Annotated in this window: 19 protein-coding genes; 13 read left to right on the top strand and 6 right to left on the bottom strand. The window is 46.2% G+C overall.

Going from position 1 to position 13,138, the window contains the following annotated elements:
• Positions 1-200: 200 nt before the first annotated feature.
• The 3 genes from H6F77_RS16195 to vapC all read left to right on the top strand — a co-directional run bounded on the left by H6F77_RS16195 (position 201) and on the right by vapC (position 1,599).
• The gene (locus H6F77_RS16195; RefSeq protein WP_190427765.1) at positions 201-866 is read left to right on the top strand and encodes an SDR family oxidoreductase; all 666 of its coding nucleotides are present in this window, start codon (positions 201-203) and stop codon (positions 864-866) included.
• Between the two features lie 104 nt (positions 867-970).
• Positions 971-1,192, top strand: coding sequence for a hypothetical protein (locus H6F77_RS16200; RefSeq protein ID WP_190427764.1), 222 nt, complete (start codon positions 971-973; stop codon positions 1,190-1,192).
• Positions 1,192-1,599: a type II toxin-antitoxin system tRNA(fMet)-specific endonuclease VapC gene (gene vapC, locus H6F77_RS16205; protein ID WP_190427762.1), complete on the top strand. Its 408-nt coding sequence runs from the start codon at positions 1,192-1,194 to the stop codon at positions 1,597-1,599. Before H6F77_RS16200 ends, vapC begins: the two co-directional genes overlap by 1 nt.
• A gap of 142 nt (positions 1,600-1,741) precedes the next feature.
• Here the strand turns inward: vapC and H6F77_RS16210 are convergent, their stop codons facing one another.
• Positions 1,742-3,199 carry a methyl-accepting chemotaxis protein gene (locus H6F77_RS16210; protein WP_190427760.1) on the bottom strand — a complete coding sequence of 486 codons (1,458 nt, stop codon included), beginning with the start codon at positions 3,197-3,199 and terminating at the stop codon, positions 1,742-1,744.
• A 268-nt stretch (positions 3,200-3,467) separates the two neighbouring features.
• Here H6F77_RS16210 and H6F77_RS16215 point away from each other — a divergent pair, with 268 nt between their 5' ends.
• Complete coding sequence (locus H6F77_RS16215) at positions 3,468-3,611, top strand: hypothetical protein (protein WP_190427758.1); 144 nt, start codon at positions 3,468-3,470, stop codon at positions 3,609-3,611.
• A gap of 60 nt (positions 3,612-3,671) precedes the next feature.
• Here H6F77_RS16215 and H6F77_RS16220 read toward each other — a convergent pair whose 3' ends face one another.
• Positions 3,672-5,216, bottom strand: a complete 1,545-nt coding sequence (locus H6F77_RS16220; RefSeq protein WP_190427756.1) for a GIY-YIG nuclease family protein — start codon at positions 5,214-5,216, stop codon at positions 3,672-3,674.
• Between the two features lie 290 nt (positions 5,217-5,506).
• Here H6F77_RS16220 and H6F77_RS16225 point away from each other — a divergent pair, with 290 nt between their 5' ends.
• The 4 genes from H6F77_RS16225 (at position 5,507) to H6F77_RS16240 (ending at position 7,448) form a co-directional block, all read left to right on the top strand.
• Complete coding sequence (locus H6F77_RS16225; RefSeq protein ID WP_199313354.1) at positions 5,507-5,704, top strand: hypothetical protein; 198 nt, start codon at positions 5,507-5,509, stop codon at positions 5,702-5,704.
• Positions 5,704-5,958, top strand: coding sequence for a ParE family toxin-like protein (locus H6F77_RS16230; RefSeq protein ID WP_190427754.1), 255 nt, complete (start codon positions 5,704-5,706; stop codon positions 5,956-5,958). The genes H6F77_RS16225 and H6F77_RS16230 overlap by 1 nt, the downstream gene beginning before the upstream one ends.
• 26 nt (positions 5,959-5,984) lie before the next feature.
• Entirely contained in the window at positions 5,985-6,134 is a 150-nt protein-coding gene (locus tag H6F77_RS16235) for a hypothetical protein (protein WP_206753471.1), read from the top strand.
• Positions 6,135-6,254: 120 nt separating this feature from the next.
• Entirely contained in the window at positions 6,255-7,448 is a 1,194-nt protein-coding gene (locus tag H6F77_RS16240; protein WP_190427752.1) for a GUN4 domain-containing protein, read from the top strand.
• Here H6F77_RS16240 and H6F77_RS16245 read toward each other — a convergent pair.
• On the bottom strand, positions 7,426-8,046 hold the full coding sequence (locus H6F77_RS16245) for an alpha-ketoglutarate-dependent dioxygenase AlkB family protein (protein WP_190427751.1): 621 nt from the start codon (positions 8,044-8,046) through the stop codon (positions 7,426-7,428). The two genes, H6F77_RS16240 and H6F77_RS16245, sit on opposite strands and share 23 nt — an antisense overlap.
• A gap of 171 nt (positions 8,047-8,217) precedes the next feature.
• Between H6F77_RS16245 and H6F77_RS16250 the strand changes: the two genes are divergently transcribed.
• The 3 genes from H6F77_RS16250 (at position 8,218) to H6F77_RS16260 (ending at position 10,623) form a co-directional block, all read left to right on the top strand.
• A complete protein-coding gene (locus H6F77_RS16250; protein WP_309228861.1) occupies positions 8,218-9,051 on the top strand; it encodes an aldo/keto reductase in 834 nt (277 codons plus the stop codon).
• Positions 9,052-9,150: 99 nt separating this feature from the next.
• Positions 9,151-9,426: a hypothetical protein gene (locus H6F77_RS16255; protein ID WP_190427747.1), complete on the top strand. Its 276-nt coding sequence runs from the start codon at positions 9,151-9,153 to the stop codon at positions 9,424-9,426.
• Between the two features lie 195 nt (positions 9,427-9,621).
• The gene (locus tag H6F77_RS16260) at positions 9,622-10,623 is read left to right on the top strand and encodes a hypothetical protein (RefSeq protein ID WP_190427743.1); all 1,002 of its coding nucleotides are present in this window, start codon (positions 9,622-9,624) and stop codon (positions 10,621-10,623) included.
• Here the strand turns inward: H6F77_RS16260 and H6F77_RS16265 are convergent.
• A complete protein-coding gene (locus H6F77_RS16265; protein ID WP_190427740.1) occupies positions 10,607-10,768 on the bottom strand; it encodes a hypothetical protein in 162 nt (53 codons plus the stop codon). The two genes, H6F77_RS16260 and H6F77_RS16265, sit on opposite strands and share 17 nt — an antisense overlap.
• Positions 10,761-11,096 (bottom strand): alternative ribosome rescue aminoacyl-tRNA hydrolase ArfB, encoded by a 336-nt coding sequence (gene arfB, locus H6F77_RS16270; RefSeq protein ID WP_309228864.1) that lies wholly within the window; start codon positions 11,094-11,096, stop codon positions 10,761-10,763. Before arfB (H6F77_RS16270) ends, H6F77_RS16265 begins: the two co-directional genes overlap by 8 nt.
• 290 nt (positions 11,097-11,386) lie before the next feature.
• Between arfB (H6F77_RS16270) and H6F77_RS16275 the strand changes: the two genes are divergently transcribed.
• Entirely contained in the window at positions 11,387-12,136 is a 750-nt protein-coding gene (locus H6F77_RS16275; protein WP_190427738.1) for an alpha/beta fold hydrolase, read from the top strand.
• A 5-nt stretch (positions 12,137-12,141) separates the two neighbouring features.
• Entirely contained in the window at positions 12,142-12,732 is a 591-nt protein-coding gene (locus tag H6F77_RS16280; protein ID WP_190427736.1) for a TetR/AcrR family transcriptional regulator, read from the top strand.
• Between the two features lie 16 nt (positions 12,733-12,748).
• Here H6F77_RS16280 and arfB (H6F77_RS16285) read toward each other — a convergent pair.
• The coding region (gene arfB / locus H6F77_RS16285) for an alternative ribosome rescue aminoacyl-tRNA hydrolase ArfB (RefSeq protein WP_199321365.1) at positions 12,749-13,138 on the bottom strand (390 nt) is incomplete at its 5' end.

Here is a 13,138-nt window from a genome sequence, read left to right on the forward strand (position 1 = left end):
GAAAATTGAAACACTTTAAGCTCATTCCCCGCCTGAAAGCCGGAGGATAAGCGGTAAAGCAGCCAATTCCAGATAACATCACCTGGATTTTGATCGGGTAATTATCGCACCCAGCAACCTGGAACACGACGGTAAGCGACAGTTTCCGATAGGCTATGAGTGTCTAGGGATGTCCGTCTAATCAAGACATTGGAGTTCGCATGGCAACTTATTTGGTCACGGGTGCTAATCGGGGAATTGGTTACGAATATTGCCGCCAGCTGCAAGTACGGGGAGAGCGAGTTATTGCCATTTGTCGCACTGCTTCTGAAGAGTTGAAGCAGCTAGGGGTGCGGGTTGAGGAGGGGATTGATATTACCTCAGATGCTTCGGTTACAGATTTACGCGATCGCCTTGATGGTACGACCATCGATGTCCTGATTAACAATGCGGGAATTGTCAAGCGCGTCACGCTGGAAGACTTAGATTTTGAGAGCATTCGAGAGCAGTTTGAGGTGAATGCTCTGGGGCCTTTACGAGTGACTCACGCGCTATTGCCACTTCTCAAAGCCGGCTCCAAAATCGCCTTGATGACAAGTCGGATGGGGTCAATTGCAGATAATACCTCTGGCAGTTCCTATGGCTACCGAATGTCTAAAGTGGCGTCGTCGATGGCAGGCAAGTCGCTATCTCTCGACCTCAAACCGCGTGCGATCGCAGTGGCAATTCTGCATCCAGGGTTAGTTCAAACCCGCATGACGAATTTTACGTCTGGTGGCATTACTCCGGAAGAGTCTGTCAAGGGGTTGTTGGCTCGGATTGATGAGTTGACACTGGAGAACACAGGCACTTTTTGGCACGCCAATGGAGAAGTGCTGCCGTGGTAGGTGCGTGATACGAATTTGAGGGATTGGAAGCTGCTATAGCCCAGTTGCAGGGAATTTGTAAGAATTGGGTGAGGAATTCAGTTTGTAGGTACGGAGTGAGAACTATGCACAGCATCACACTAAAATCCCATATCGGTAGCGATGGTCTTTTGAAGGTTCATTTACCTGACATGAGAGATACAGATATCGAGGTTGTCATTGTCTATCAAACTAGCCTGCCCAAAGGTGTTGAAGCTGCATCTGTTTCACAGTTTTACGGATGTATTCAGGATGACTCATTTATCAGGCATCCTCAAAACGAACAACCTGAACGCGAACCCTTGTAATGAAATATCTTCTTGATACAAATGTCTGCATCATTTATCTAAAAGGCAGAAATTTGAACTTAAAGCAGAGGCTTGAGGCGGTTCCGATTCAAGAGATAGCTGTTTGTTCGATTGTCAAGTCAGAACTTTGCTTTGGAGCGATGAAAAGCGCTAATCCAGAACGCAACTTTGCCCTACAACAGGCATTCTTGGCGCAATTTGTCTCACTCCCTTTTGACGATCTCGCCGCTACTATCTTTGGGGTAATCCGGGTACAGTTAGAAACTAAAGGGATACCCATTGGGGCTTATGATTTGCAAATTGCAGCGATCGCTCTGGCAAATAATTTAACTCTGGTGACACATAATACACGAGAGTTTAGGCGGATTGAGGGGTTGCAGGTTGAGGATTGGGAAATTGAGGCGTAAGCGATCGCTTCCTCTGTAATATGCAATTGCTCTCTCTTCATCAAGAATGCGATCGCCAAAATGCTCGAAGGAAGTTCTCAGCACATGGAAGCGATCGTAGCATAGGGAGTATCTACGCACTCAACTCAACTAAATACACACACTAGACCAGTTCTTTAAGGCTAGAGGCAGCTTCGTTGAGTTGTTGAGCAGCGGTTTTAGTTTGACTGATAACATTAGTTGTTCGGCTTGCTCCTAGGTTTAGAGAGTTCATCGCTTCAAAAACTTGTTGTATGGCAACAGCTTGCTGTTGAGCAGTCAACGAAATTTGCTGGCTATTTAGGGTAATCGTATTCACAGCGTTAGCAACATTATTAAATGTCTGAGCGCTCCTGTGAGTGAAATTCATGCCTTCACTAACGGTTTTCGTCCCTTCGTCCGTTACCATAGCCGTTGAGGTAATGGCTAATTGAATATCGTTGACCAGATTAGCAATCTTTTGGGCTGATCCTTTGCTTTGGTCGGCCAATTTGCGAATTTCTGAAGCAACGACTGAAAATCCTCTTCCAGCTTCACCTGCCCGAACTGCTTCCACAGCAGCATTAAGTGAAAGCATATTGGTTTGATTGGCTAAGTCCCTAGCCAAGCTAGAAATAGTACCAATTTGTCGGGTTTGCTCACTTAGGCAGGAAATCCGATCCGCGATCGCTCCTACCTTATTTTTCAAAGTATCCATACTGTTGAGGGTTTGACTAACAACCTGAGTTCCATTGTCTGCTAAGTTTAGAGCTTGCTTTGCTTCTATTAGGGCTACTTCAACCTGCTCTGCTGACTGACGCGCCGAACTGCCTAACTCATTCATTGTGGCGGTTGTTTGACTAACGGCGGAAGCTTGTTCTACTGCTAACTCTTCTTGCTCTTGGATAGCGGATGTGATTTGAGTAGTTACCGCAGAGATGGTAGAACTCACCTCGCGAATTGATTGAATTGAGTTTACTAGCATCCGCAGCACAAAAATCCAAACCAGTATTAAGATTATCAATGTTGCAATCACGATCAAGATTGCGATCGATGCTTTTTGGGTTTGTGTCTTGAGCGAGTTTTCTGCATACTGTTGCATAGCAGATGTAACCTGCCCCATTGCTGCTGTATAAATCTGTTTTTGTGTTTCATATTCTTGACCAAACAAAAGCTCGGATGCTAGTTGCCGCTGACCCCGTTGAACCAACTGAAACGCCTCTTCTTCCATAGCCAGCAGCTTTTGAGCAGAAGCATTAATCTGCTCGCTAGCCTTGCCCTCAAAAACAGTCGGGATTAACTTTGTCGCTTCTGCCAGCGCTGCAATAACTTGGGGGTCATATTTTTGGTAACGCTCTATCCATTGAGAATCACCTGTTGCAACAGCCATGTGAGCTGACATCGTTAGCACTTCATCAAGATAGGTAATCTCTGCACTCAATTGTTGAATCTGCATATCTTGTGTCTGGATTCTTTTGAAAGCTTGATAAGAATCCCACACATACCAACCGATCCCTCCAATCAAGGTGAGAGTAAGTGCTAAGGGAACTGTTAGAAGCTGGAGACGAGAGAGACTCCCAGAAGATAATATTTTAGATTTCATACTCAGGCGTATTATCACAATAAAGATATAGATTTAGTCATTGACAAGGTTCACCTAAACAACATAAGTACTCGTCCCTGCTCTATATCTCTAATATTAGGATTTCCTCTTAATATTTGCTGTGTTATTTATTGATAAGGAGAGCGCTCACTTTCGGTATACTATGCTAGGCGAGCGCTCTCCCTTCACGAATAATGCGATCGCCCAAATGCTCAAAGAAAGTTCTCAGCAAATGGAAGCGATCGCATTCTAGGGAAAATCTGACCAGATGTTAGACGGCCTCACTGCACCAGTAGTGATCGCACTTGTTCAGTGTTGGGTGAGTGCGATCACTATCCTCAAAAATGTGTCTTTACTCCTAGATGAACGGTTTATCGCGATCGCTTTCTTCTCCTCAACCAGGGAATTATAGCGATCGCGCTTTATACCAGCATATGTGGTAGCAGTTGTGCCGTACCCTCTGGAGCAGAAACTATTTTTCAATAGTTTCCTGTTTAAATGCTAATTTGACTGCTGGTAAACCAGAATTTTCTAATCGCTTACGAATCTCTCCTTTAGCAGATACGAAGGTAGAAAACTCCTCATTTAGTCCAAAAGGAATCCAAGCACTATATCCAATAGTTTCCAGTTTTATATTCACCTTCGCAGGTACTATATACTTACGAGCCGATATATAGAACTTCTCTACATAGCCTTCCCCATTACTTAACTTAGTAGCAGCAGGAATAGCAAAATCTTTCAGATACTCCTCAACCAAGAGCCATCCCTTTTTGTCAACACTAGATAAAAGATACACAATATCAAATTGATAAGATGCAGCGCGGGTCTTTTGGTTGTTTAGTATCCCGTAGGCTGTATTATAGCTAGGATGCTTCCGGTTGTTGACATCCATTACATATTGGTAAGGTATCTTCATATCAGCGCTAAAACATTTAATCCATAGTCCCATTCGCTCTCCAGCATAACCAAAGTTAATTACCCCTCCTGTACTATATTTCTGAGGATCAATTCCTCTCTCGATCAGTAGCTCTTCAATAGTCATAAATTCCGAGCTAATCAGCTTTGACTTAATAAGTCTGGAGCGGCTACCTATTCCACGCAACCCCGCTTTGTAGTCTTCACTAATCTTTGCCATCAGTGTTTTAGCAGTCTCACGATCCACTGGTTCATTGAAGAGTGGCTTTATCCGGTCTGAACTATAAGGATTGAGTCTCTTTAGGTACAAAGCAGATTGTGACTTTTCATCAGCCTGATTTTTAATTTTACCTAATGATTCTGGGGTTAATGCTCTAATAGACTCTTGAGCTAAAGTAGTCTCAGTATATTCTCTAATCCCTTGTGGTTCTTCTTTGGGACACCAACGGCTCCAGTAATTAACTTCGACTACATAGCCATTTACCCAGAGGCGATAGATAAAATAATGAAGATTTTCCCATTTACTAGCATAAGCTTTGCGACTGCTAAATGCTGCTTTGAGCACTGCTTCTTGCTCGTTTATTGAATCTGGCTGGAATTTTTCCTTGAGAATATCTATGTCTAAACAAACATGAATAACGCTTAATTCCAATAGTTTCTTCTGTGCCAGCCAGTCAATGCTAATTTGAGACTGAATTTCTTTTCTGGGCGGCTCTACTCCTAATAAGAATGCAAAATCAGCGATTGCAGTTATGGTTTCCCTTAATAGGGTTTCAGTCGGGCGCACTTTTTTCGTCTTTACTGGGCTAGAGTTTAAGTGTGGATGATATTTCTCAATCCTTTGCTTTTCTACGCTGTCTAGTTGAGATTCGCTAATTTGCTCATAGTAAATGGTGAAGTGTTTCTTTTTCTGGACTTCTAGTTGGTAGAAACGATGATGAGCTTTACCTTGCCAGCGGTTACGGATGTTTTTTGCCTGTCCTACGTACCAAACATTTTTACTTTCATCCAAAACGTAGTAGATTCCCGAATATTCGGGGAGTAGCTGTTTCGCCTGTAAGGTAACTTTCGGCAGTTCCAAAATTACTGCATCAGCAATCAAATGATGTACCTCCAATATTGCTTTACCTAGTTCTGATCTCAGTATTCCCATTACCGTGACTATTTCTCTCACTGAATCTGTAGAAATATCGTCAAAACAGTTTCTTGGCCGACAGATGGAGGGTTTGTTCAGATTGCAGATGCTCGACCAATTCCATTTACGTGTAGATGTAACCGACTGGCAACTGCGCTGCATCCATAGGAACGATCGCATAGGTTAGCTTTTGCTGCACGTAGACACCAGAGCGATATCTCATATTAGAATATAGTCACTAACCACGGATTGCGATTATGACAGTTGAGCAAATTGAGGCTGCCATCCTGAAGCTTCCGCCTGATGAATTTCAGAAACTTCGGGAATGGTTTTTGGAATTGGACAATCAGCTTTGGGATAAGCAGTTAGAGAAAGACATTGCTAATGGCAAGTTAGAAGATTTAGCCACTGAAGCGATCGCTGATTTTGAGGCTGGTCGCTATCGGGCAATTTGATGCACTACACAACTCGCCGATTTTGGGAATGTTACAACACTCTACCTGAATCTGTGCAGCGGACAGCCGATCAATGCTACGAGTTGCTGAAAGCCGATCCATCTCACCCATCCCTCCATTTCAAAAAAGTTGGCAAGTATTGGTCAGTAAGAGCAGGACAAAGTTACCGAGCATTAGGTGTAGAAATCGAAAAGGGTATTCTATGGTTTTGGATTGGCACGCACGCAGAATACGATAATCTCATCGGCAAATAGGATAGCGGCTACGCACTTGTTTAGTGTTGAGTAAGTGCGATCGCATCTTTGCTAATTTTTCGCTGCACGTAGTAGTGCGATCGCTCTTCTTCTCAACCACTATTTGTAATTGTCAGGCGCGATCGCGCTTATATGCGATGTTGTGCGATCGTCAAAACGGCGTATTTGCTTGCTGATGCTGGGGAAAGCGGGTCACTATGCCTTTGTATCTCAAACTGAAACAAAGCAACCGATTCAATCGCAAACTTGCCAGACTGGAAACGACATCAAGATCGAAGAATACTTAAGTTAGCGATATGAAGCGCTCTATTGTAGTTGGGTTACTAACATTTCTGGCTATTGGCTGTAGTACAAATCTTCCAACATCATCCACTCAATCTCCCACGCCTGAGGCAATTGCTGCCAAACCTGCGCCCAACTCCTCAATCCAAAGTCGGGATGTTTTTTACTTTAGCGATCGCTTTGGGGTTCGCTTCGTTTCTCCGCGTGGCTATGTCATCACGCCTACCGAAACGACTCAATCGACAAAGCCAAGTCCCCCGCTGGAAGTCTTAGAAATCTGGCAGCAGAAAGATTTTTTGAACCGGGAGAATCTACCTGAAACTCCTCCAATCGTCAGCATCAGTATTTACGACAACTCCAAGCGGTTGCCCCTAACCAGCTGGAAAGGCGAACTCAGCCAAAATGACGATCGCCCCCTCACCGTTGCGGGACAGAAAGCGATCGCTTACACTTCGACTGGACTCTACGAGTCTGATAACGTGCTGTTCAGCAGCGCTGATGGTCGCTATGTATTTCGGCTACAAGGCGCTTACCTGCAAAAGAACGATTCCATCCGGCAGGTATTTCAGGACATCGTTAAAAGCTTCACCTTCGATGCGATCGCTAGCACGGGTTCCCCCAACAAATGGCGCATCAACTACAGCCGCCTCAAAGGCCTTTTAGCAGCCGGTGACTGGCGGGGTGCGGATGTGGAGACTCGCGCCATCTTCCAGCGATTGCAGAAACTCCAAGGACAGGGTGCAGACTTACTCTACGGCAGCAAAACCCTGCTCAATAGTCTTCCCTGCGAAGACTTTCGTACCATAGATACCCTCTGGTCGCAAGCCAGTAAGGGACGCTTTGGGTACAGCGCTCAAAAGCGCATCTGGCAGCAAACTGCCTCCCAGACGAAAAATCCGAAAGCACGAGTTGAGAAGTTCGGGCAGGCACTGGGATGGTATAGATCCCAACCATTGCCGGAAAAGAATTCTTTTGGGGTAGTGTTAGCTGGAACCAAATGGCGGTTGGATTCAGAACTGAATTCTACTGCTACCGCACCAATTGGACAGTTTCCTTGGGGAGGAATTTCCTCAAACTTATTGAGTGACATGCTCAGCGAACCTGGTTGTGGCAGTTGTACCACGGATGCCATTTATCTTGCTAGCGATCGCTATTACGACTACGTGCCTGCTTTGTTTACCAAGCTCAATCAGTGTCAAGTTCGCTAGTGAGGCGAACTGACAAGTCAATGACTCGAAAGGTCAAATTAATCCGGGGAGGAACCGGACGTTTAGTTTTAGGAATTTGATGCTGCCAGTAATGTTGCGTTGTCCCTTGCATCAACAAGAAACTACCAGAGGTTAACTCTATTTGATGCTTCAAGCCTTTCTCGGCTCGGTGTCGCAGCATGAACCGCCGTGTTCCGCCCAAACTCAGAGAACCAATGATCGGATTTTGCCCCAACTCCGGTTCATCATCGCTGTGCCAGCCCATACTGTCGTTGCCATCTCGGTAGAGATTGAGCAACACACTGTTGAACACGACACCAGAAACCGCTTCAGCCTTTGCCTTGAGGTCAAGTAGCGTGCGCGTCCAGGGAGAGGGCTGCATCGTGATGCCAGAGTAAGTGTAGGATATACCGGGATTACTATACCAAGCCGTTAGCCTGGGTTGAGGCATTGAACGCCCGTAAATCGTAATCCAGTCCTGTCGCCAGTCGATTGTTTCAGTCAGTTGTGTGAGCAAGCGATCGCTTTCCTGCTCATCTAGCAGAGACGGGTAGAACACGATATCTGCATCAGGCAGTTGGAGAAGGACACTGAGCATAACATAACTGAGGGAGGCAAGAAATCAGCTTTCATTATTACTTCATTGGGTTAGCTTGCGCGTAACAAGCATCTGTCGCTCTAACAGCGCTTTTCTCTAGAATTGATGCCATGCCCATGCGTCAGCCAAAAATGCGCTCAAGGGCAATAGCTTGAATGGATGGAAACTGCCGTGCGAACTCTTAAACTACCTTCTGGACAATTAATTCCGATTCTTGGCATGGGCACCTGGCAGATGGGGGAGAGTGCCAGAAATCGCCAAAGCGAAATTGATGCTTTACGCCACGGACTCGATTTGGGTTTATCTTTAATTGACACTGCCGAAATGTATGGCGAAGGCGGTGCAGAGGAAGTAATCGCCCACGCGATCGCTTCTCGTCGGGCGGAAGTCTTTCTAGTCAGCAAGGTTTACCCTCATAACGCCTCGAAGCGAGGAGCGATCGCTGCCTGCGAAAGAAGTCTCAAACGCTTGAAAACCGACTATCTTGACCTTTACCTGCTGCACTGGCGCGGTTCTGTGCCACTGGTAGAGACTTTGGAAGCATTTCAAACGCTGCAACAAGCGGGCAAAATTCGCAGCTATGGGGTGAGTAATTTTGATGTGGAGGATATGGAAGAAGCGATTGGGTTGAAGGGTGGGAAAGCAATTGCTACCAATCAAGTCCTCTACAACCTGATGCGACGGGGAATTGAGTGGAATTTACTGCCCTGGTGTCAGCAACGAGGTATCCCTATCATGGCGTATTCCCCGATTGAGCAAGGGCGTTTGCTGAACAATCAAACACTCAAGGCGATCGCTCAAGAACGAGGCGTCACTGCGGCTCAAGTAGCGATCGCGTGGTTGTTGCATCAAGACAATGTAATTGTAATTCCCAAATCCAGCCGCATTGACCATGTAGAGCAGAATTATGCTGCCCTGAATTTGAAATTGAGTGCTGATGAATTGGCTTCTTTAGATGCTGCCTTTCCAGCACCCACTAAACCTGTTTCCTTAGAAATGCTGTAAACACTTCTCCAAGGAACTCAACGGATTTATCTCGCGTTGGATAGTGTCTCAAATGAGCAAGAGTGCCTACCATGACGAGTAAACTTACAGAGCAAACGCATGGCTCAACGACCTGGAATCTTCCCCACCTTCTTCATCTCTGGCTTTGAGTGTTCGACGTTTCTGTGGAAGGACAAGGGACGGCGGAATCTGATTGCAGAGACACAGCACGATCGCCACGCACAGGAAGACTACAACATCTTGCGATCGCTAGGAATTGATGTGGCGCGGGAAGGGATTCCTTGGCCTCTAGTCGATCGTAATGGCTGCTACGATTTCTCTAGCATTAACTCGATGATCGAAGCAATGCAGCAGACACAAATCGTTCCTATCTAGGATCTCTGCCACTACGGATATCCAGACGATCTCGATCCATTTAGTAATGAGTAAAGCGATCGCTTTACTCGTTACTGTCGCGCCGCAGCTGAGTAGCTATAACATTGTTTAAAGTTGTAGGATAAGCCATTGCGCGTTTTGTCGTTTCACACCTCTGTGCAATGCGGCCCGAGCTATCAGTAAGGAAAAAAGTTTATGAACGAAAATCTGATTTGTCGTCATACGTTCAACGCGCAACGCCTGGTAGATTCTTATCCACCAAAACTGTATGACACAAACAAGAAAATTGTTTACCAGAGCGCTTGTCCCCCTGGTTCTACGTTTAGTGGTGAGTTAGTGTTCTCGCGATGGCGTGCAATGCCATTTCCAAATATTCTTTCTTTCTCAGATTCTCAAACTGAGTTTCATCAGCAAACTGGTTACTTTGGTTACGAGCCATCAAATCAGAACACTAACCAGGTTGAGTGGTATCTCAATTTCGCCCATTCTGACCTTTTCTGTGCATACGGTGGTTCGCTATTCGCTCAGGATGAGATGCAGGTAGCTGAACATCCTGTTCTTGGTTCGCTTCGAGAAGCCTTGTTAGATGCAGGCATTCAGCCGCTAACCGTAGAGGCAGGAGAACCCACACCTGTCCTGATTTGTGGAGTTGAACGGCGATGTGAGATCGCTACTAATCCAAATGCAGAAGAGGGAAGACCTTTTGGGCTTTACGGTAACAATTTCGGACGTGCTACAGCAAAAGCCATTGAACTGGCAACAAAACCACTCAATCCACCCACAATTACCAACATTATCGCTATGGAAGCCCCTTCAGGTGGCTATGGCTCTTACTCCCAAGAAGATATTGAATATATTCTTGCGACAGCGTTTACTGGATTTTCGGCGGCAAGGATTGAATCATACTCACAATTGAAAGAACCGATTGTGATAATTCATACTGGTTTCTGGGGATGCGGAGCCTACGGAGGTAATCGTGTATTGATGGCTCTTTTGCAACTTTTGGCGGCTCGTCTTGCACAGGTAAATCGCTTGGTTTTCCATACAGGTGATACTACAGGTTCTCAGGCTTTTGCAACTGCTCAACAAATTCTCAATCAGGATTTAGCACCCATTGGTTCAAGTGTTGAAGTTTCTACTTTAGTAGCGAAGATCCATGCAATGAAGTTTCAATGGGGTGTCAGCGATGGAAATTGAGAGTTGTAATCCAGCGCGATCGCCCATACTCCTCGGTGCTATGCTGTTTGAGAATTGCCAGAATTCCTGGCATTGCTTGCAGAACGTAACTCCTGAAGCCGACATCATGAATGTAAGCAAGGTCTTTTCTGTACCACTCACTCATCCGTAACTTTTCCTCGCATCGTCTTAAGTTGCGATCGCTTAGTCTTGCTATCCAGACGCTTTCTTTGAGAACTCCGAGTCGGTTTGCTGGGTTTACGAGGTTTGGGGAGTGCGATAGCGAAGCGCTGCTGCGAAGCGCAGATCGCATTCTTAATCAAGTCTTGCAGTCGTTGCAACGCCTCTTCTCGGTTCTGCTCCTGGCTGCGGTGTTCTTGAGCCTTAATAACGATTACCCCATCCTTAGTAATGCGCTGGTCGGAAAGCTTCAACAGCCGCTTTTTGTAGCGATCGGGTAGCGAGGAAGCGATGATGTCAAAGCGCAGGTGAATGGCAGAGGATGTTCCAAATCTCTATTGTGTAGGAGCCGGAACCCATCCAAAAGCGGGATTACCAGGGGTTATGAGTTCCCAGAAGATTGTGGCAGAGATGATTGGTAGGGCAAGATAGTTGCGTTGTTAGGAATGTTAGGAATGTAGAGCATATCTTTTTTATTGACTGATTATTCAGTCATAAAATATCATGGAGATGAAACAATCGATCCTATCAGCCCAGGCTGTTGCTGGAAAATCGGGCTGAAACGTTCATTCTGACTGTCCTACAAACCTGAAAGGAGACAGATATGGATTTGCATTACGAAGTTCAAGGTAAGGGTGAGGCGGTTGTCTTGATTCATAGCGGTGGAGCAGATTTGGGGGATTGGGAGTTGATTGCCCCGCAACTAGCCCAGACCTATCAAGTGATCGCGTTTGACGGACGCGGTGCCGGACAGTCACCCCCACTGCTCGAACCTGCCCAGTATGTTGAGGATTTGCGGCAGTTGCTTGACCATCTCAATCTCGATCGAGTGATTCTAATTGGGCATTCGATCGGCGGTCAAATTGCGACCGATTTTGCCCTGGCTTATCCTGATAGAGTCACCAAGCTGGTGCTGGTAGCTCCGGGATTATCGGGCTTCCAGTTCTCACCCGATGTTCAACAATGGTACGCGCAAGTCAATACGGCAGCTCCAGATTTGGAAAAAATGGTTGAGTTGATGTTGAACCACCCTACGTACAGCGTCGTGATGTCCAGTCCACAGCGCGATCGTATGATTGAGATGACGACGCACAACACGAAACGGTATTTTGAATGGAAAACCTTTGAGATGCTCTGGGCACAGCCACCGACAATCGAGCGCTTAAGTGAGCTTCAACCCAAAACTCTGTTTATCATCGGCAAACAGGATATGGCTGATAATTTGCACGTTGCAGAGTTATTCCAACAGGTGCCCGACATTCGCTTCGCGTACATTGAAGGGGCAGATCATATGCCCACACTCACCCATGCAGATGAGGTTTCCCGTTTGCTCGTCCAGTTTCTCAGTCAGTAGAAGCCATGCCCCGTACCCCAGCAGAAAACGAGCGCATCCGTCAGGCAACGCGGGAGCAAATCTTGAAAGCGGCGATGGATTTGTTCTTCACGAAAGGCTATCACGCCACTTCGATTGAAGATATCGCAAGACTTGCAGAGATTTCCAAGGGACTGCTTTACCACTACTTCAAGGGTAAGGAAGACGTTTTGGCAGCACTGGTCGATGTGCGGCTCAATGATCTGCTGGTTGTCATGAATGCCGCCGCCGCCAAGTCAACGCCTGCTGAGCAAATTCGCCATATTGCCGAGGGTGCGTTAGACGATGTGCGACGGCAACCAGAGGTTTTCCGATTTTATCTCAATCTGTTTACCCAACCCCGGCTCGACCCGATTGTGGCGAAATATAGCCAGAAGTTGATGGATGAGCAGGCAAAGCAGTTTGAAATCCAGACGCAGATGTTCAGCGAGTTGGGAGTTGCTAACCCACGACAGCGATCGCTCTATTTTTCCTCAACACTTCAGGGCATTATGCTGATGTTTTCAACTTATCCCAAAACCTATCTGTTAGATGCGGTCAAGGCACAGGTGATTGCGGAGTTTTGTGAGGAAGATTGAGTGTCACAAAGCCATCTCATTCATCTGTGACTTTTCCTCGCATCGTCTTAATCTGACTGCGCTTAGTTTTGCTATCCAGACGCTTTCTTTGAGAACTCCGAGTCGGTTTACTCTTTTTGCGGGGTTTGGCGACTGCGATCGCACTCTTAATCAAGTCTTGCAATCGTTGCAATGCCTCTTCTCGATTTTGCTCTTGGCTGCGGTGTTCCTGTGCCTTGATGACAATGACACCTTCTTTAGTGATGCGCTGGTCAGAAAGCTTCAACAGCCGCTCTTTGTAGCGTTCAGGTAGTGAGGAAGCCACAATGTCAAAGCGCAGGTGAATGGCAGTCGCCACCTTATTTACATTTTGTCCCCCTGCCCCTTGCGATCGCACCGCACTCATCTCAATCTCATGCTCTGGAAT

This window comes from Microcoleus sp. FACHB-831, from assembly GCF_014695585.1.
GTDB lineage: Bacteria > Cyanobacteriota > Cyanobacteriia > Cyanobacteriales > FACHB-T130 > FACHB-831.